Annotated in this window: 17 protein-coding genes and 1 riboswitch; of the genes, 3 read left to right on the forward strand and 14 right to left on the reverse strand. The window is 47.6% G+C overall.

The genetic code is table 11. The features are described 5' to 3' along the window. The first annotated feature begins 210 nt into the window (after nucleotides 1–210). Entirely contained in the window at nucleotides 211–657 is a 447-nt protein-coding gene (locus OWN49_RS11915; RefSeq protein ID WP_176283450.1) for a YslB family protein, read from the forward strand. Nucleotides 658–703: 46 nt separating this feature from the next. On the opposite strand, the gene OWN49_RS11920 is transcribed toward OWN49_RS11915, so the two are convergent. From OWN49_RS11920 to OWN49_RS11960, 9 genes are all read right to left on the reverse strand, one after another. Continuing rightward, the gene (locus OWN49_RS11920; RefSeq protein ID WP_146277277.1) at nucleotides 704–1,933 is read right to left on the reverse strand and encodes an aspartate kinase; all 1,230 of its coding nucleotides are present in this window, start codon (nucleotides 1,931–1,933) and stop codon (nucleotides 704–706) included. Nucleotides 1,934–2,058: 125 nt separating this feature from the next. After that, a riboswitch (Lysine riboswitch) is annotated at nucleotides 2,059–2,238 on the reverse strand. A 61-nt stretch (nucleotides 2,239–2,299) separates the two neighbouring features. Continuing rightward, nucleotides 2,300–4,072 carry an excinuclease ABC subunit UvrC gene (gene uvrC / locus OWN49_RS11925; protein ID WP_071391533.1) on the reverse strand — a complete coding sequence of 591 codons (1,773 nt, stop codon included), beginning with the start codon at nucleotides 4,070–4,072 and terminating at the stop codon, nucleotides 2,300–2,302. 143 nt (nucleotides 4,073–4,215) lie between these two features. Beyond that, nucleotides 4,216–4,530, reverse strand: coding sequence for a thioredoxin (trxA, locus tag OWN49_RS11930; RefSeq protein WP_003152560.1), 315 nt, complete (start codon nucleotides 4,528–4,530; stop codon nucleotides 4,216–4,218). Between the two features lie 152 nt (nucleotides 4,531–4,682). Continuing rightward, nucleotides 4,683–6,173, reverse strand: coding sequence for an alpha-N-arabinofuranosidase (locus OWN49_RS11935; RefSeq protein WP_176283451.1), 1,491 nt, complete (start codon nucleotides 6,171–6,173; stop codon nucleotides 4,683–4,685). Nucleotides 6,174–6,381: 208 nt separating this feature from the next. Further along, complete coding sequence (locus tag OWN49_RS11940) at nucleotides 6,382–7,359, reverse strand: electron transfer flavoprotein subunit alpha/FixB family protein (protein WP_017418309.1); 978 nt, start codon at nucleotides 7,357–7,359, stop codon at nucleotides 6,382–6,384. A 31-nt stretch (nucleotides 7,360–7,390) separates the two neighbouring features. After that, entirely contained in the window at nucleotides 7,391–8,164 is a 774-nt protein-coding gene (locus OWN49_RS11945) for an electron transfer flavoprotein subunit beta/FixA family protein (RefSeq protein WP_017418310.1), read from the reverse strand. 13 nt (nucleotides 8,165–8,177) lie between these two features. Next, nucleotides 8,178–8,957 (reverse strand): enoyl-CoA hydratase, encoded by a 780-nt coding sequence (locus OWN49_RS11950; RefSeq protein ID WP_176283452.1) that lies wholly within the window; start codon nucleotides 8,955–8,957, stop codon nucleotides 8,178–8,180. 13 nt (nucleotides 8,958–8,970) lie between these two features. Then, the gene (locus OWN49_RS11955; protein WP_014470798.1) at nucleotides 8,971–9,555 is read right to left on the reverse strand and encodes a TetR/AcrR family transcriptional regulator; all 585 of its coding nucleotides are present in this window, start codon (nucleotides 9,553–9,555) and stop codon (nucleotides 8,971–8,973) included. Between the two features lie 88 nt (nucleotides 9,556–9,643). Then, a complete protein-coding gene (locus OWN49_RS11960; RefSeq protein ID WP_176283453.1) occupies nucleotides 9,644–11,332 on the reverse strand; it encodes an AMP-binding protein in 1,689 nt (562 codons plus the stop codon). Between the two features lie 105 nt (nucleotides 11,333–11,437). Between OWN49_RS11960 and OWN49_RS11965 the strand changes: the two genes are divergently transcribed. Next, complete coding sequence (locus tag OWN49_RS11965; protein ID WP_176283454.1) at nucleotides 11,438–12,112, forward strand: DUF2711 family protein; 675 nt, start codon at nucleotides 11,438–11,440, stop codon at nucleotides 12,110–12,112. Between the two features lie 139 nt (nucleotides 12,113–12,251). Here the strand turns inward: OWN49_RS11965 and OWN49_RS11970 are convergent, their stop codons facing one another. The 5 genes from OWN49_RS11970 to zapA all read right to left on the reverse strand — a co-directional run bounded on the left by OWN49_RS11970 (nucleotide 12,252) and on the right by zapA (nucleotide 17,667). Continuing rightward, nucleotides 12,252–12,656 (reverse strand): DUF350 domain-containing protein, encoded by a 405-nt coding sequence (locus tag OWN49_RS11970; protein WP_003152541.1) that lies wholly within the window; start codon nucleotides 12,654–12,656, stop codon nucleotides 12,252–12,254. Nucleotides 12,657–12,672: 16 nt separating this feature from the next. Further along, entirely contained in the window at nucleotides 12,673–15,030 is a 2,358-nt protein-coding gene (locus OWN49_RS11975; RefSeq protein ID WP_176283455.1) for an endonuclease MutS2, read from the reverse strand. 20 nt (nucleotides 15,031–15,050) lie between these two features. Continuing rightward, nucleotides 15,051–16,763 (reverse strand): DNA polymerase/3'-5' exonuclease PolX, encoded by a 1,713-nt coding sequence (gene polX, locus OWN49_RS11980; protein ID WP_077723170.1) that lies wholly within the window; start codon nucleotides 16,761–16,763, stop codon nucleotides 15,051–15,053. 105 nt (nucleotides 16,764–16,868) lie between these two features. After that, nucleotides 16,869–17,402: a CvpA family protein gene (locus OWN49_RS11985; protein ID WP_003152534.1), complete on the reverse strand. Its 534-nt coding sequence runs from the start codon at nucleotides 17,400–17,402 to the stop codon at nucleotides 16,869–16,871. A gap of 7 nt (nucleotides 17,403–17,409) precedes the next feature. Further along, entirely contained in the window at nucleotides 17,410–17,667 is a 258-nt protein-coding gene (gene zapA, locus OWN49_RS11990; protein WP_003152533.1) for a cell division protein ZapA, read from the reverse strand. Between the two features lie 133 nt (nucleotides 17,668–17,800). Here zapA and rnhC point away from each other — a divergent pair, with 133 nt between their 5' ends. Then, nucleotides 17,801–18,742, forward strand: coding sequence for a ribonuclease HIII (rnhC, locus tag OWN49_RS11995; RefSeq protein ID WP_077722671.1), 942 nt, complete (start codon nucleotides 17,801–17,803; stop codon nucleotides 18,740–18,742). The last annotated feature ends 32 nt before the right edge of the window (nucleotides 18,743–18,774 follow it).

An 18,774-nucleotide genomic window follows, 5' to 3' on the forward strand; every position in this document is an offset into this window, starting at 1 on the left:
TTATTGACAATTTCATTTTACTCCTCCCTCAAAAGGGCGTCAAGAAAACGTGTACATAAATTATAATTTTCGGAATTGATTATCTGGAGGGAAAATTTTATTTTCCTGCGATATCTTTCTCACTTTTTTTCACGGGTTTTATAGGATCATCCTGTAATCCTCCCCCCTGTTTAAGCTATAATAAACGAAGGAGAGAGGGGAATACATAATATGAAGAATAATTATGAAGCAGCTTTAGAACCTTTAACTGAACTCGACGTCAGCGCATACGGCTACGAATTAATCCGGGAAATCATGCTTCCGGATATCCTCGGCCCGGAGCATTCATCGATGATGTATTGGGCGGGAAAACGCCTCGCCCGCAAATTTCCTCTTCAATCGTGGGAAGAAATCCCCGCCTTTTTTGAAAAAGCCGGCTGGGGAACTTTGACAAACGCAGGATCAAAAAAACAAGAATTGGAATTTGAACTGGAAGGACCGCTCGTGTCCAACAGGCTCAAACATCAGAAAGAGCCTTGTTTCCAGCTTGAAGCCGGTTTTATAGCCGAACAGATTCAATTGATGAACGATCAGATTGCAGAATCTTATGAACAGGTAAAAAAGAGAGCGGATAAAGTCGTCCTGACCGTAAAATGGGATATGAAGGACCCTGTATAATTGAAAAAAGGCGGTGACTCCAAGTCCCGCCTTTTTGCCTGCCCGTTTATACGGCAGACGGCTGTTTAGAAAGCTCAAACGCGTCATGAAGCGCTTCGACCGCTTTCACCATATCATTTTCGTTGACAACCGCTGATACTTTTATTTCGGATGTGCTTACCATTTTGACTTGTACATTTTTTTCCGCCAGTACGGCAAACATGTCCGCGGCGACGCCGGGATTTGAAACCATGCCCGACCCGACAATGGAGACTTTCGCCAGTTTTCTTTCGGTTTCAATTTTTTCATAGTCAAGCGCGTTTTTATATTCTTCAAGCACGGCGACCGTTTGCGCGGCATCTTCCGTTTTCACTGAGAAAGAAATATCCGCTTCCCCATCGTCCGACTGTGTCTGAATAATAATGTCAACGTTGATGTTTCGTTTTGCCAGCGCGGTGAAGATTGTTGAAAGTGTTGTCAGTCCGCTTGCAAGGCCCGTAACGGACACCCTCGTGATCTGGTCTTCAAATGCAATTCCTCTGACGATTAAATTCTGCTCCATTGATGATTCCTCCTCAATTAATGTTCCGGCTTCATGCTCCGTGCTTGACCGCACTTCTAAAGGCACTTGGTAGTTTTTCGCGAACTCAACCGCCCGCGGGTGAAGAACACCCGCTCCTAGATTTGCAAGCTCCAGCATTTCATCATAAGAAATTCCCGCCAGTTTTCTCGCTGACCGGACATACCGCGGATCTGTCGTAAATACGCCCGGAACATCTGTATAAATGTCGCATTTATCCGCTTCCAGCGCTGCTGCAAGAGCGACCGCCGTGGTATCGGAACCGCCCCGTCCGAGCGTCGTGATGCCGCCGTCTTCCGTTACGCCCTGAAAACCGGCAACGACTGTAATTTTACCTTCTGCAAGCTGCGAACGAATCGCCGTGATATCAATATCCGTAATTCTCGCATTGCCGTGAACGGCTTCCGTGCGGACACCCGCCTGCCAGCCCGTATAAGAGACGGCGTCATATCCTTTTTCCTGAAGCGCCATGGCCAAAAGCGAAATCGTGACCTGCTCCCCCGTAGACAAAAGCATATCCATCTCGCGTCTGCTTGGTTCAGATGTGATTTCAGCCGCGAGGTTAACGAGCGCGTCGGTTGATTTTCCCATTGCCGAAACGACGACTACGACATCATGGCCTTTTTGCTTTTCAGCAATGGCGCGATTTGCGGCATTTTGAATTTTTTCGGCAGAGCCGACGGAAGTGCCTCCGAATTTTTGTACGATAAGACCCATACTAGACCACCCTTTACATTTTGGTTCGTGCGGGTGAGGAGAAAAGAGCGTTTTGTCCACAATAAAAAAAGCAATGAGAGGAATAGCTCTCATTGCTTTTTCATATCAGTACGATTGATTATGAACAACGAGATAGCCCTCCAAGAAAATGAATTCTTGACAGCCTTACATTTATTTAATGCAAGGCCAGCAAATCACACCGATGGGATGTGATACACTTCGGCGACGCTCCCCTTTCAGCCTTTTTCGCAGAATCCATCATTCTCCAAAGGCTTACTATTGAAGTTCGCACCTCTATCTTCACCATATAACACGATCTTATGAAATTAGTTCACATTCTAGCAGATTTTTCAGGAAAGCACAATACTATTTTTTTAATTTTTCAAACAGCAGCTGGGCCGCCGCGGCCGGGACACCGGCTTTTTTGATATCGTCAAGGCTTGCTTCCTTCATCTTTTTGACAGATCCGAAATGTTTTAAGAGCATTTTTTTGCGTTTTTCGCCGATTCCGGGGATATCATCCAGAACGGATTGAAAGACGCTTTTTCCCCGGATCTGTCTGTGAAAGCTGATCGCAAAACGGTGAACTTCGTCCTGAATGCGCTGAAGCAGGTAAAACTCTTGGCTGTTCCGCTCCAGAAACACCGGTTCAAGCGGGTCGCCGATCAAAAGGTTCGATGTCCGGTGCTTATCATCTTTCGCCAATCCCGCTACCGGGACATCAAGGCCGAGCTCATTCTCGAGCACGTCGCGCGCCGCGTTAATCTGCCCTTTTCCGCCGTCAATGATGATTAAATCCGGCAGCGGAAGATTTTCGCGGAGCACCCTCGTGTATCTTCTTCTGACGACTTCCCTCATTGAGCCGTAATCGTCCGGCCCTGTTACGGTTTTAATTTTATATTTGCGGTATTCCTTTTTATTCGGTTTTCCGTCTATAAAGACAATCATGGCCGATACGGGGTTTGTGCCTTGAATATTGGAGTTGTCAAACGCTTCAATCCGATGCGGCGTGTAAATATTCAGTGCGTCGCCAAGCCGTTCGGCTGCACCGATTGACCGTTCCTCATCCCGCTCGATTAACGAGAATTTTTCCCGCAGGGCGATTTTCGCATTTTTGTGCGCAAGCAAAAGCAGCTCTTTTTTCGGGCCTTTTTTCGGCTGATGCACGGCGGTTTCCAACAGCTCGCTGATCATGTCCCTGTCAACGCTGTCAGGCACCAGAATTTCCTTAGGCAGAAAGTGATTGTTTTTGGAATAGAACTGGCCGATGAAGGTCAGAAACTCTTCATCCGCTTCCTGATACATCGGAAACATGCTGACATCGCGTTCGATCAGTTTTCCTTGGCGTATAAAAAAGACTTGGACGCACATCCAGCCTTTATCGTAGGCATATGCAAACACATCGCGGTCCAGAAGGTCATTCATGGTCATTTTCTGCTTCTCCATCGTCGATTCAATGTGAGCAAGCTGGTCGCGGAATTCTTTAGCCCGTTCAAATTCAAGCTTTTCGGCCGCTTCTGCCATTTTCGCTTCAAGCTCTTTTTTGATTTCGTTATGCCCTCCCTTTAAAAAACGGGTGATGTCTTCAACAATCTCGCGGTTTGTCTCCTCAGATATATCCTTTACACATGGGGCGAGGCATTGTCCGAGATGATAATAAAGACAGACGCGGTCCGGAAGCTTTGAGCATTTCCTGAGCGGGTAAAGGCGGTCCAGCAGTTTTTTCGTTTCCCGCGCCGCCTGCACATTCGGATACGGGCCGAAATAGCGTCCTTTGTCTTTTTTGACATTCCGGGTGACAATCAGCCGAGGATGGCGTTCATGGGTGATTTTTATAAAGGGATAGGTTTTATCATCTTTCAGCATGACGTTGTATTTCGGATCGTATTTTTTAATCAGATTCATTTCCAAAATAAGCGCTTCAAGATTGGAGGAAGTCACGATATATTCAAAGTCCTCAATCTCCGTCACAAGCCGTTGGGTTTTTGCGTCGTGAGAACCGGTGAAATAAGACCGCACCCTGTTTTTCAAGACTTTCGCTTTCCCCACGTAGATGACTGTTTTTTGACGGTCTTTCATTAAATAACAGCCCGGCTGATCGGGAAGGAGGGCCAGCTTTTCTTTCAGTTGTTTATTCATACGTTACCCTTCCTTACATTCATTTCTCGTGTCCATTCAGTGTATCACGAACATTTGTTTTTCTCCATTCTCAGCTTTTGGAAGATCAAAAAAAGGCGATTCCCTTTCAAAGGAATCGCCCTGCCGTAACGGAAGCTTTCGGCTTACAGATGTTTGTTTACAAGCTCTTCAAGAGCTTCTTTCGGTTTGAAGCCGACAGATGTTTCAACGACTTCTCCGTCTTTTAGCACGAGAAGTGTCGGGATGCTCATGACGCCGTATTTACCGGCAGTTTCTTGGTTTTCATCCACGTCGATTTTGACGATTTTCAATTTGTCTCCCATTTCTTGATCAAGCTCTTCAAGAACGGGCGCGATCATTTTACAAGGTCCGCACCAAGGAGCCCAGAAATCAGCCAATACGACACCTTCACTTGTTTCAGCTGAGAACGATTGATCAGTTGCTTTTACGATAGCCATTTGTTATTCCTCCAATTGTCAAATGATGATTTTTAGTATAGCATCTCCCATTCGTTCATGCTAATTTAATGCTTATATTATTTTCTCCCGAACCCGCCGGAAATAATCTTATTTATACAGTGTATTATAACCGGGCGGCGGGCGTTCAAAACTTAAGATGGACCCGCAGGCAGCGTGATTAATACAATCGCCATCGGAGGAAGCTCCGCCTCAAGTTTTCCTCCCTTTTGAGCAAACCCGGAAAACGGCTTCGGTTTGACGTTTTCCGGACTGCTGAATGTATTGCGGGCATTCATTTTTTCCGCGTGCAGAATCGTTCCCGAAGGCGTCCCTGTCTTTTTCATGCCCCGCAGTTCAATCTTCACGTCAGCTTTGTGCAGATGATCGATATTGCAAATGCTGATATGTATGTCTCCGTTTTGCTGTTTGGACGCTGAAATGCTGACTTGCGGGAGCCGGCCGTCATTCCATTCGTACCCGGCCGCTATTGTTTCTGAGGCTAAAAGAGATGCGTCCTGGTGCACCTTAAACATATCAAACACATGATACGTCGGCGTCAACAGCATATCGTTCCCTTCTGTCAGGATCATTGCCTGAAGCACGTTGACGGTTTGCGCGATATTGGCCATCTGTACGCGGTCTGCGTGCTGATGAAAAATGTGAAAATGCGCGGCGGCGACAAGGGCGTCGCGGATCGTATTCTGCTGATACAGAAAGCCCGGATTCGTGCCCGGCTCAGGATCAAGCCACGTGCCCCATTCATCAATGATCAGCCCGACTCTTTTTTCGGGATCGTACTGATCCATGATGGCGCTGTGCCTTGTGATCAATTCATCCATATGCGCCGCTTTTTTCATCGTGATGAACCATTCATCTTCCGTAAACTCCGTCGCTGATCCTTTCCCCTTCCAGAAGTCGCCCGGTATTGTGTAATAATGCAGGCTCAGCCCGTCCATGAGATCAGCGGCTTTTTTCATTAAAATTTCAGTCCAGCGGTAATCGTCGACATTCGCGCCGCCGGCAATTTTATAGATTTCATTACCGCTGTAATTGCGGACATAGGTTTGAAAGTTTCTGTAAAGGTCGGCATAATACTCAGGATGCATGTTTCCGCCGCAGCCCCAGTTCTCATTTCCTATTCCGAAATATTTCAGCTTCCACGGTGTTTCCCGCCCGTTTTCTTTTCTCCAGTCGGACATCGGCGTGCCTGCTTCAAACGTCATGTATTCAATCCAATCAGCCATTTCTTTAACCGTTCCGCTGCCGACGTTTCCGGCGATGTACGGTTCACATCCGAGCAGTTCACAAAGCATCATAAACTCGTGCGTGCCGAATTCATTAGAATCAATCGTCCCGCCCCAATGGGTATTCAGCATGGTTTTGCGTTTCCCTACACCGTTTGCCCAATGATATTCATCAGCAAAACAGCCGCCCGGCCACCTGAGGACGGGAATCTGAAGCTGTTTGAGGGCGGCGGCGACATCCGTCCTGACCCCTCCGGTATTCGGAATATCGGAATCTTTTCCGACCCAGATGCCCTCATATATGCCTCTTCCCAGGTGTTCCGCGAAATGTCCGTATATGTTTTTATTAATGGTTCCCCGTGTGATATCAGTTTGAATGACTGCCGTATTGTGAGACAAACTTGATCATTCCTTCCCCTTAATAAGAATGAAAGCACTAGAGCCGATCTATCTGGGATGTATGCTGAATGGATAAGTTTGTAAGCGCTTTACAAAAGCTTATTACATTGGTTCGTACATGTCAATCTATTGTTTTATTAATCTGTAATTTGTACGAACTAATTAACACAAATCAAAACCCTCTGACAAATAAGCCAGAGGGTTTTGATTATGAATGAATATTGGCATTTTTAAATTCCTGGGTCAGAAGCGGTACCACTTCGAACAAATCGCCGACAATTCCGTAGTCCGCTATTTTAAATATTTCCGCTTCCGGGTCTTTGTTAATGGCAACGATGACCTTACTGTTTGACATGCCCGCCAAATGCTGAATCGCTCCGGAAATGCCGCAGGCGATATACAAATCCGGCGTGACGACTTTTCCCGTCTGGCCGATTTGAAGAGAATAGTCGCAGTAGTCCGCGTCACACGCGCCGCGCGAAGCGCCCACCGCTGCTCCGAGCACCTCGGCAAGTTCTTTTAACGGTTCAAATCCATCTTTGCTTTTTACACCGCGGCCGCCTGCTACGATAATTTTCGCTTCTGATAAATCCACGCCGTCCGCCGTTTTTTTGACTACTTCTTCAATGACCGTCCGCAAATCTGCCGGAGGCGCCGCAAGCTCTTCAATATCACCCGTCCGGTTCGCGTCTTTTTCTAATGCCTGAATATTATTCGGACGAATTGTCGCCAGAATGAAAGGATCGGTTGAAATCACCTGTTCAAAGGCTTTTCCGGAATAGATCGGTCTTGTAAAAACGATGTTGTCTCCGGTAACGCTTACATCCGTGCTGTCTGAAATCAGCCCCGTTTCAAACCGGGCCGCAAGCTTAGGTGACAAATCTTTTCCCATAGAAGTGTGGCCGAAAATGACCGCATCAGGCTTTTCATTTTCGATCAAATCCCCGAGAACCGCGGCATATCCGTCCGCCGTATACTGAGAAAGCCCCGGCGAATCGGCTGTAAATACTTTGTCGGCGCCGTACTGAATGAGTTCTGATGCTGCATCAGCCGCGCCTTTTCCCATCAGCACGCCGATGACATCTCCTCCGCCGGAAATGGTTTTGCCTGCGGCTATGGCTTCAAAGGTGACGTTCCGTAAGGCGCCGTCACGAATTTCTCCGAGTACGATCACTTTTTTTCCCATTCTGACATCCCCCAGTTTCTTTAATATCGGTTTATACGACTTTGGCTTCTTTTCTCAGCAGTGACACAAGCTCTTTCGCCTGCTCAGCGGCTTCTCCTTCGATCAGTCTGCCCGCTTCTTTTTGCGGCGGCAGAAAACGTTCGATCGTTTTGAGCTTCGGTGCGGCATCATCTTCATCAATGCCGAGATCATCGAGCTCAAGTTCTTCCAGCGGTTTTTTCTTCGCCTTCATAATGCCCGGAAGCGACGGATAGCGCGGCTCGTTTAAGCCTTGCTGTGCCGTGATGACTAAAGGAAGTGAGGTTTTAATGATTTCGGTATCCCCTTCGTTGTCTTTCTCTGCCACAGCTTCATCGCCGCTGATTGTCAGTTTTGTAATCGTTGTGACGCAAGGAATGTTCAGCAGTTCGGCAAGCCTTGGAGCCACTTGGCCGGAACCGCCGTCAATCGCGACATTTCCGCCGAGAATCAGATCATATTCCCGGTCCTTGAAATAATGATATAAGATAGTTGAAATGGAGTATTGATCAGGATCGCTCAGATCATCTTCAATATTGATTAACACCGCCTGGTCACAGCCCATCGCAAGGGCGGTTCTCAGTTCTTTCTCCGCATCTTCTCCGCCGACGGTTACGGCGGTCACGGTTCCGCCGTGCTCTTCCTTCAGCTGAATGGCTTCTTCAATGGCGTATTCATCATACGGATTAATGATAAATTCGGCCCCGTCCTCCTGAATCTTTCCTGCTTCAATGACGATTTTCTCTTCTGTGTCAAACGTCCGTTTCATCAGTACAAATAGATTCATATTCTTATCCCCTTTATCTTCGCCCACCGAATTGAGGCTTTCTTTTTTCGAGAAATGCCTGAATGCCTTCTTTTGCGTCATCTGATGCAAATGCTTCCCCAAAGCGCTTTGCTTCAAGCTTTAAGCCGCCGTCATAAGAATAGACCTTGTTTGAATAAAGGAGCTCAAGCAGAGAAGCCATCGACTGCGGGCTTTTTTCCGCAAACTTGCCCGCGAGCATTTTCGCTTTTTGCAGCAGCTCTTCCTCATGTTCGGCGCCTATCGTGACAAGACCGAGGCTGAGCGCTTCTTCTCCGGTCACAGGTTCTGAAGTGCCGATCATTTCAAGCGCTTTCGCCGTACCGACGTACCGGGGAAGCCGCTGCGTCCCGGCAAAGCCCGGAATAATGCCGAGATTCAGCTCGGGCAGGCCGAGCTTTGCATCCAATGTTGCGATTCTGATATGGCAGGCCATGGCAAGCTCAAGGCCGCCGCCGAGCGCAGCGCCGTGAATCGCCGCGATAACGGGCTTCGGAAACCCTTCAATTCTTTCCATCAGCTGCTGGCCTTTATCCGCCATGGCAGAAGATTGCTCAAGATTTTTAAGCGACGTAAATTCCTTTATATCGGCGCCCGCCGAGAAAAATTTCCCCTCTCCGCGAATAATGATGCTTCTGACACTGTCATCTGTTTCACAGCGGTCGAACAGACCGGACAACTCATCTAAAACCGCACCGGACAGCGCGTTGGCCGGCTGATGATTAATGGTGATCACCGCAACAGATTGTTCTACCGCCATCGAAAGGCTGTTCATCCGTCAACCCCCTTTAGTTTTGATGAATCCCTGACACCAACAGCTCCAATACCTTGTCTGACAAATCCGGAAGATCATATTTCTGATCGTTCATCACCCATGTTGTCACTGTTTCATCTATCGTCCCGAATATCATCTGCCGGGCGAGGCGGACGTCGAGATTATCTTTCCATTCGCCCGACTCGATTCCTTCGGTCAAAATGGTGTCCAGCATGTTTAAATAACCTTTTAAAATATCATTGATTTTCAGGCGCAGCTTGATATTCGACTGTCTGAGCTCAAGCTGGGTCACAATCGCGAGGTGGCGGTCATTGCCGAGCAGTGTGAAATGCTGCTTAATAACGAGAGCGAGTTTTTCTTTTGCCGTCGTTTTTTCTTTCACTTCTTCTTCCATGCGTTCAATGAACTGGCCCATCTTTTCTTTAAAAAGAGAAATGAGTATATCCTCTTTGTTTTTGAAATATAAATAGATGGTGCCGTCCGCAACGCCGGCCTGCTTGGCGATTTTGGACACCTGTGATTGGTGATAGCCGTTTTCCGCTATGACTTCTACTGCTGCATCAATAATCTGCATATACTTTGGCCGTTTTTGGTTCAATGTCATCGTTCCTTCCTTCAATAAATGAATGACTATTCATTCATAACTTCATAATAAAAAGGAATCCGGATTTTGTCAAGTTTTTCTTTTAAGGCACCTTGTTTTCATGGGAAGCATCTTCCTCTTCGACTAAACGCCTTCTTAATATTTTTCCGACGGCCGTTTTCGGAAGCTCTTTTCTGAATTCGTACAGCTTCGGGACTTTGTACGGCGCAAGCCGCTCTCTTGCAAACGCATCAAGCTCATCGGGATCTGCCTCAGCGCCTTTTTTCAAAACGATAAATGCTTTCACCGTTTCCCCCCTGTAGGAATCAGGAATGCCCGCTACGACGATTTCCTGAACAGCTTCATGCTCATAAAGCGCCTCTTCCACCTCCCGGGGGTAGATGTTGTATCCGCCGGCAATGATGATGTCTTTTTTCCTGTCGGCGATGTAGAAAAATCCTTCCTCATCCATATATCCCATATCTCCGGTAAACAGCCAGCCGTCTCTGATGACACGCGCCGTCTCCTCCTGCTTATTCCAGTATCCTTTCATGACCTGAGGGCCTTTTACGATCAGCTCGCCGTGTTCATACGGCTCCGCAAGCCCGCTTTTTTCTTCTGAATATATTCCGGCGTCGGTATTGGGCCAGGGACAGCCGATGCTGCCGGGTTTATTTTTTCCCCAGATGAAGTTTGAATGGGTAACCGGTGATGCCTCGGATAATCCGTAGCCTTCCACAAGCTTTCCTCCGGTCACTTTTTCAAATTTCTGTTTGACCTCAACGGGCAGCGCCGCTGAACCGCTCGGACAGCTTACAATGGAGGACAAATCATACTTATCCAGCTCCGGGTGATGCAGCAGCCCGATGTAAATCGTCGGCGCCCCGGGGAAAACCGTCGGCTTCAGCCTGTCGATTGTTTTCAGGGTATCAAGAGGATTGAATTTGGGAAGAAGGATCATTTCACATCCCTGCATAATGGAAAAATTGAGCACGGCGGTCAATCCGTACACATGAAAAAAAGGCACGATGCCGAGCACCTTTTCGGCTCCCTTTTTCATTTTATACATCCAGGCGGCGCACATTTCTGTATTGGCCTGAATGTTTCGGTGTGTGAGCATGACGCCTTTCGGATAGCCGGTTGTTCCGCCCGTGTATTGAAGCACGGCGATGTCATGCGCAGAGTCAATATCAAATGGCTCTGCTTCCTCCGCTTTTTCGTCTTTTAAAATATCCGCTAATTTGTGAATTTGTTCGCAGCCATCGTAATCAATATGCACCTGTTGTTTTTGCGTGAGCGTATAAAGCATTTTTTTCGGAAACGGCAAAAAGTCTTTTATACTTGTTGTAATAATGCGTCCGACCAGTGATAACGTTTTCATTTTTATCACTTTCGGAAACAGCATATCGAGGGTGATGATCACGCGCGGCGCACTGTCTTTCAGCTGATACTCAAGCTCGTGTTCCGTGTAGAGAGGATTGGTCTGAACGACAATGCCGCCGGCAAACAATACGCCGTAAAAAGCGATGACCGACTGCGGACAATTGGGCAGCATAATGGCGGCTCTGTCACCTTTTTTCAGACCTGTTTTGCGTAAAAAAGCGGCTAGCTTTAATGAATCTGTGAGAACGTCTTGGAATGTGAGTTTTTTTCCGAGAAAATAAATGGCGGTGTGGTTCGGGAATTGAGCTGCGGAGTTTGTCAGATTGGATGGCAGGGTTTGATCAGTAAATTCAAGCTCATGCGGAATCTCTTCGGGATATTGAGAAAGCCATGGCTTTTCAGACTGCATAATACCTCTCCCTTCTGTTTTCCTATACACTATTATTATAGCAGAAGGGTGATTGGAATTGGAAAGCGTTTCATGTGAAATTTCGAGTCTCAGGAGGTGTTGAGTTTGCTGGAAACGCTGCATTTTGAAGAGGGAGTTCCTATCCTGCGCCAGCTGCCGAAGCCGTTTACGTCGGCCGCCTTTTTGCTTCATCCCTTTGTCCGGATGCCGGATGGGTGGGAAGAGCAAAAGCGCAAACGGCCTTATGAACATATGTATCCGAGTGATGAGGAGATCATCGCGATGGGCAGACCCGTTTCCTGGCAAACCGTCATGAGCATTTGCGGCCTGCGTTCTGAAAAAGAAACGGCGCTTGCGCTTATGACTGCTGTCACGGCATTGCGGGAGGAATATGCACATCCTGAATCCGCCGAGCGGTTAAATCGGCTCCATCCCGATCTGTACTTGCCGAGCGATGATGTCACTTCGCCATTTTTGATTCCGGGACTTTTGGATGTGTTCCGTTCAAAAGGCATAAAGCGCTGCACTTATTATGAGCCGTTCGAAGAGAAAGGCATATTTTTACTCAATCAAACGGCGGCTTCGGATGTATGCGGACTGCTGCGGGCTGACATGATCATTGCCGATGTAAAGCGGCGCGCCGCTTTTATGAGCATATATGATTCTTTTACGACACTCTTTCTTATGGAAGAACAAGACATGCCGTCTGTTGTCCACGCCATGAATTGGGAAGCCGTCATTTGCTCTGATACGGCCTGCATAAACTGGTATTCTCAATAAAAAAAGGCCGCCGATTTGAGTTCGGCAGCCTTTTTTCAGTATTAAGATGTCATGACCAGATAAATAAGTCCGATGAACAGAAAAATCCCCGCTGCCGACAGCAGCACTTTCGCAAGCTTCTCCATTTTTCCCCGTCCCCTTAAATCCCGGCGGCCACCACAAATGACAGGCCGACTGAGATGACAAATGAAATAAAGCCGACAGCTCTGTTATCTTTTTCAATTTCTTTATCAATTTTAAACCGGGGCGTCAGAAATTCAAAGATAAAATAGCTGATTAAAAGCATAATAAATCCGTATACGCCCCAGCCGATCATTTGCAAAAGCGAATTATGCTGGGCGATGCTGTGCTGAAAGACATTTGCGATACCGAGAATTTTCCCTCCGGTCGCCATTGCCACCGCAAGATTGCCTTTTTGGATTTCCACCCAGTTTTTATAGGATGTCACCAATTCAAACACGGTCAGAAAAATGACGAGACACAAGACGGCCACACTGTAATAAGCCGCGATTTCAACAAGCTCATTTTCCCAAAAAGCATTCATGACGTTTTCTCCCTTTTTATTTTAGTTCGACAATCGTTACGCCTGATCCTCCTTCTCCCGCTTCCCCGAACCGCGAGCTTTTCACGCTGCGGTGGTTTTTCAGAAGATCCTGCACCCCTTTTCGGAGGGCGCCCGTGCCTTTTCCGTGAATGATGGACACTCTCGGATAGCCGGCAAGCACCGCGTCATCTAAATATTTTTCGACGCGGCTGAGGGCGTTTTCGTAACGCTCTCCCCTGAGGTCAAGTTCAAGGGATACGTGATAATCCTTCCCTTTTACGGCGGTGATTGCTTTTTCTTTTTTCGGTTCAGGAGCCGATTTGAGAAACTCGAGATCTTTTTCCTTCACCTTCATTTTGAGGATGCCGATTTGGACGTTCCATTCTTTCTCGCCGGTTTTTTCAAGCAGCGCCCCTTTTTGTCCGAATGTGAGCACCTTTACTTCGTCGCCCGGCTTCAGCTCGCGTTTTTTCTCTGTTTTTCTTTCTGGCTGCTTTGATTTTTCAAAAGCCGGCATCGCGTCTCCGAGACGTTTTTTGGCGTCAATCAGCTCGTGTTCCTTAAAGGATCTGTGTTCTTGCTTGATGGACCTGAGCTCGCGGATAATCTGTTCGGCTTCATTTGCGGCGGCTTCCAGTTTTTCAGCAGCTTTCCGCTCGGCTTCTTCCATCATTTTATCTTTTTGGGCGTTCAGCTCAATGATTTGCTGCTGAAGCTCTTTGTGCAGTTTTTCTGCTTCTTTTCTGAGTGATTCGGTTTCAGAAAGCTCTTCATCCGCTCTTTTTTTGCTTTTTTCAAGCGATGCGATCATCAGATCGACTTCGTTATGTTCGGCGGTCATTTCTGACTTCGCCTGGCCGATGATATGCTCCGGAAGCCCAAGGCGTCTTGAGATTTCAAATGCGTTGCTTCGGCCCGGCACTCCGATCAGAAGCTTGTAGGTAGGCGAAAGCGTTTCAATGTCAAATTCAACGCTGGCATTCATGACGCCTTGTCTGTTATATCCGTATGCTTTCAGTTCCGGATAATGGGTTGTCGCAAGCACTCTGGCGTTTGTCCGGTGAACTTCGTCAAGGATGCTCATGGCAAGCGCCGCCCCTTCCTGCGGATCTGTTCCGGCACCGAGTTCATCGAACAGCACAAGACTGTTTTCAGACACGTCTTTTAATATATTGACGATATTGACCATGTGGGATGAGAACGTACTCAGACTTTGTTCGATCGACTGTTCATCGCCGATATCGGCAAACACATTGTCAAATACGGCTGCTTCCGATCCCTCATCAGCCGGTATGTGCAATCCTGCCTGCGCCATTATCGTCAGCAACCCGAGTGTTTTTAACGTAACGGTTTTACCGCCCGTATTCGGTCCCGTGATGACGATCGTTGAATAATCTCCGCCCAGTTCAATATCGTTGGCCACGACTTGATCTTGGGGCAGCAGCGGATGGCGCGCTTTTTTCAGACGGATAAAGCCGTCTCCGTTCATGAATGGTTTTATCGCCTTCATTGCTTTTGCGTATCTCGCTTTGGCGAAAATGAAATCCAGTGTCTGCAGCACTTCCACATTTTGAGCGATTTCTTGTGTGTGTTCAGCGGTATGCTCCGTCAGCATCCGGAGAATCCGTTCGATTTCCTGTTTTTCTTTTACTTTCGCCTGCTGAAGCGAGTTGTTCATATCTACGATCGCCTGCGGTTCAATAAACAGTGTCGCACCGGATGAAGATGTATCGTGGACAATTCCGCCGTAGCTTGATCTGTACTCCTGTTTGACCGGGATGACAAAGCGGTCATTCCGAATCGTAACGATGGTGTCAGACAGCATTTTAGAAGCGGAAGATGAACGCAGCATCGATTCAAGCCGGTCTCTGACTCTTGATTCAAGCGTCCTGAGCTGTGTGCGGATTCCCCTTAAAGCGGGAGACGCATGATCAAGCACTTCACCATGGTCATCAATGCAGGAGTTAATCTCCCTTTCCAAATCGCCTAATGTAATCAGCTCTTCTGCATGGGCCTGTATCAGCGGAATGCCGACGCCGTCTTCTGTCATTTGGCTGATAAAATGCTTCATTTGTTTAACGGCATACAGCAGCCCGGACAATTCGGTGAATTCCGCCGGCGTCAGCACACTGCCGATTTCCGCCCGCCGTAAAGCGGATCTTATGTCGGTCAGGCCGCCGAACGGAGCATGGCCTCTCAAGCGCATGATTGCGGATGCTTCTTCGACTTCATCCAGCTGTTTTTGGATGTCGGTTAGATCCGTCAAAGGTTTCAGCTGCAGAAGTTTCTCCCGGCCGAGCGATGAGGCGGCATGTGCGGTAATCTGTTCTTTTACTTTATGAAATTCAAGTGATGATAACACTTTTTGCTGCACGGTATTATGGTCCTCCTTACTTAATCATTGCGCGTCAGAAATGCTTTGACCTCATGTAGCGGCCGGGCGTTTAACACATGTTTTGTCTCCGTCCAGCCTTTGCGCGCAGCGGTCACGCCCGTTTTCATATCATCGAGCATCTCGATATTATGGGCATCGGTATTAATGACCAAAGTCACACCTTTTTCATTTGCTTTGATCAGATGCTCAGTCCGTAAATCGAGGCGCGCGGGGTTTGCATTCAGTTCAAGCGCCGTATTTGTTTTGGCGGCGAGCTCAATCAGCATATCGATGTCGACTTCATAGCCGGCCCGTCTGCCGATCAGGCGGCCCGTCGGGTGGGCGATAATGTCCACGTGCTTATTCGTCAGCGCCTGTTCAAGCCGTTTCATAATGACATGCTCCGGCTGGCTGAAACTTGAATGAATAGATGCGATGACAAGATCCATTTCAGACAGAACACTGTCATCATAATCAAGCGAACCGTCGGGGAGAATGTCCATTTCTACGCCTTTAAAAATATGAAAATGTTCAAATTCAGCGTTTAACGCGTCAATTTCTTCCGCCTGTTTTTTGAGCCGTTCGGCCGTTAACCCGTTGGCTACCTTTAAATATTGGGAATGATCGGTGATCGCCATGTACTGGTAGCCTTTTGCCATACATGCTTCTGCCATTTCTCTGATGGAAAAAGCGCCGTCACTCCAGGCTGAGTGCATGTGGAGATCGCCTTTTATCGCTTTATGCTCCACAAGGTCCGTTTCTTCCCGGTACGTGTCGACCTCCTGCCCGCTTTCTCTGAGCTCAGGAGGAATAAACGGCAGACCGAAGTGGGCGTAAAACGCTTCTTCGCTCGGGAATGTTTTGACGTCTCCCGTTTCTATGGTTTCTACTCCGTATTCACTGATCCGTTCACCGCGCTCTTTCGCCAGCTGGCGCATTTTAATGTTGTGATCTTTAGAACCGGTAAAATGATGCAGTGTGGTGGCAAACTGTTCCTCTGTCACAAGCCGGAAATCCACACTCGTCTCATATTCAAATGTGAGGATAACCGATACTTTTGTATCCCCGCTCGCTATCACGTCTTTTACGTTCGGGAGGGAAAGAAGCTGTTCTCTGACAGCCTCCGGATGATCTGTAGCGATAATGTAATCCAGATCTTTTACGGTTTCCCGCGCTCTTCTGAGACTGCCGGCCCGGGAATATTTCTGAATATCCGTCAGCCGGGCCAAATGTTCTTCAATGACTGAAGCAATGCTGAGCGCATAGCCGATCGGAAACCGTTCCGGCTGTTTTCCGGCTTCTCCGAGAGCCTGAAGGATTTTCTCCTCCGTTTTTTTGCCGAAACCGGCGAGCCCCTGTACTTTTTGCTGCTCGCATGCTTCTTTCAGCGATTCCGCGTCATGAACACCCAGTTCCTGGTACAGCTTGGCGATTTTTTTGCCGCCGAGGCCCGGAAGCTTCAAAAGAGGAACCAAGCCTTCCGGGACTTCTTTCTGCAATTGGAGAAGCGTGCCGGACACACCTTCCTGCATATATTCACGAATGACGCCGTAGGTGCCTTTTCCGATTCCGGATAAAGACATCATGTCGTCGATTTCCGACAGGCTGCGGTCATCCTGCTCAAGCGCCGCTGCCGCTTTTCGGAAGGCTGATATTTTAAACGGGTTGTCCCCTTTCAGTTCCATATAGACCGCAATCGTTTCAAGCAGCCTGATGATATCTTTTTTATGCATACTGTTAACCCCCAGTCGTTTCCTGCTTTTCATCATACAAATTTTTCTCCTCCGGCACAACTGACGCAGAGCTTGAAAAAAACTTCTCCGGTCAAGAGAAGTTTTTTATGCCCCGTACTGGGCCCACAGTTCTTGCAGGAGCCCTGACAGATACGGCGTATGATGTGTGATGATATTTGCAAGCGTCGATTGTGCGAGCATATCCTGAAGCGCGCTTACCGGCAGTACGGATGCGACGTATAACAGGATAAACGCAAATAAATAGACTTCCAGAAATCCAAGCACCCCGCCCAGCAGTTTGTTGATCTGTTTAATGACCGGAATGCCGGCGATGATATTAAGCGCCGCTCCGATAATCCGGAGCAGAATCTTTGCGATGATAAACAAAATGACAAACGCGATCGCGTTGTAATAAGCCGTCTCCACGTTTCCTTTAATAAAAGACAGAGCCGCCTGCCCGCCGGAAAAATCAGGCGCGGGTATAAAACTCAGATGCGGGGCCAGATTTTTGTAAAAAAGCGCCGCAAACGCAATCGAGAGGATGAAGCTCGTTAAATATATAAATTGGAGGATAAACCCTCTTTTTAATCCAAGCAATGTGCCCATTAAGAGCAGAACTAAGATGATGATATCTATCATATGGTGTTCATTCCTTTTCTTTAAGCTGCCGCTCCAGTATTTCATATTTTTCTTGCAGTTTCATATAATCATGCACGACATTGACCGCAGTCAATACAGCGAGCTTATTTATATCAAGATATGGATTTTTCTCGTTGATTTCTCTCATTTTATCATCAACCATTCCGGCCACATGGCGCATGTGCGCTTTGCTTTCTTCTCCGATAATGGTGAAGTGCTGGCCGTAAATGTTTACTGTCGTTTTGGTTTTTTTGCCGTCAGACAACGTTTCTCCTCCATTCCGCGAGAATCCTAGTTCCTATCATACCACGATTATCGTTTGAATGGAAAGACGAGCCTCGGGCTGTTATGATACACTGGTATATACAGTGAAAAGTGCCAAAAAAGGAGATTATATCGTGTCCCATTCTGTTATAAAAGTATCCGCTTCCGCTATGGAACAAATGAAACAATCCTATGCCGGCTCCCTAACTCCCGCCGTTCCGCAGGGCGCCGTCTTCCAGGCCAAGCCTCCGGGCTGTACCATTACAGCCTACCGCTCGGGCAAGGTTCTCTTTCAAGGAAAAAACGCCGGCACAGAAGCGGCCCGCTGGGGAACGGCTGAGGCACCGAAAGCAAAGAAAACCGTCAAAAAAGCGGTTGATCCGCTTTACGCTCCCCCGGCGGGCATTGCCTCCATGTCAGTGATCGGCTCTGATGAGGTCGGAACAGGCGATTACTTCGGGCCGATAACGGTTGCCTGCGCTTACGCAGACAAAACCAAGCTTTCTTTAATGAAAGAACTCGGTGTGAAGGATTCGAAGGATTTAAAAGATCCGCAGATTATTGAAATCGCCAAACTGTTAATTAAAACCATTCCTTACAGCCTGCTTGTGTTAAAAAACGAAAAATATAATCAGATGCAGGAAAAAGGCATGAGCCAAGGAAAAATGAAGGCGCTCCTTCATAATCAGGCGATTTCCAATCTGCTGAGAAAAATGAACGGCGTTAAACCGGAAGCGATTCTGATTGACCAATTCGCAGAGCCCGGCATTTATTTTAAGCATCTTTCCGGACGGGATATCGTAAAAGAAAAAACGTTTTTCAGCACGAAAGCGGAAAGCATACATCTTTCCGTCGCCGCAGCCTCTATCATTGCGCGATATTCTTTCTTAATTGAAATGGATAAGCTTTCCCGTGAGGCTGGGATGACGATTCCAAAGGGCGCGGGGCCGCACGTCGATGAAGCTGCCGCCAAGCTGATCATCAATAAGGGAGAAGGTGCGCTCAGAACGTTCACCAAACTTCATTTTGCCAATACGCAAAAAGCGAAACGCCTTGTAGAACGGAAACGGTCATAATAAAAAAAGCTTGCAGAATGATCTGCAAGCTT

Origin of the sequence: Bacillus sp. NEAU-242-2 (genome assembly GCF_027853835.1) — a bacterium.
GTDB lineage: Bacteria > Bacillota > Bacilli > Bacillales > Bacillaceae > Bacillus > Bacillus velezensis.

Bases quoted from the DNA above. Each gene is read 5' to 3' on its own strand.
- OWN49_RS11915 (WP_176283450.1), top strand. From the start codon at position 211: ATGAAGAATAATTATGAAGCAGCTTTAGAACCTTTAACTGAACTCGAC.
- OWN49_RS11920 (WP_146277277.1), bottom strand. From the start codon at position 1,933: ATGGGTCTTATCGTACAAAAATTCGGAGGCACTTCCGTCGGCTCTGCC.
- uvrC (WP_071391533.1), bottom strand. From the start codon at position 4,072: ATGAATAAACAACTGAAAGAAAAGCTGGCCCTCCTTCCCGATCAGCCG.
- trxA (WP_003152560.1), bottom strand. From the start codon at position 4,530: ATGGCTATCGTAAAAGCAACTGATCAATCGTTCTCAGCTGAAACAAGT.
- OWN49_RS11940 (WP_017418309.1), bottom strand. From the start codon at position 7,359: ATGGGAAAAAAAGTGATCGTACTCGGAGAAATTCGTGACGGCGCCTTA.
- OWN49_RS11945 (WP_017418310.1), bottom strand. From the start codon at position 8,164: ATGAATCTATTTGTACTGATGAAACGGACGTTTGACACAGAAGAGAAA.
- OWN49_RS11950 (WP_176283452.1), bottom strand. From the start codon at position 8,957: ATGAACAGCCTTTCGATGGCGGTAGAACAATCTGTTGCGGTGATCACC.
- OWN49_RS11960 (WP_176283453.1), bottom strand. From the start codon at position 11,332: ATGCAGTCTGAAAAGCCATGGCTTTCTCAATATCCCGAAGAGATTCCG.
- OWN49_RS11970 (WP_003152541.1), bottom strand. From the start codon at position 12,656: ATGAATGCTTTTTGGGAAAATGAGCTTGTTGAAATCGCGGCTTATTAC.
- polX (WP_077723170.1), bottom strand. From the start codon at position 16,763: ATGCATAAAAAAGATATCATCAGGCTGCTTGAAACGATTGCGGTCTAT.
- OWN49_RS11985 (WP_003152534.1), bottom strand. From the start codon at position 17,402: ATGATAGATATCATCATCTTAGTTCTGCTCTTAATGGGCACATTGCTT.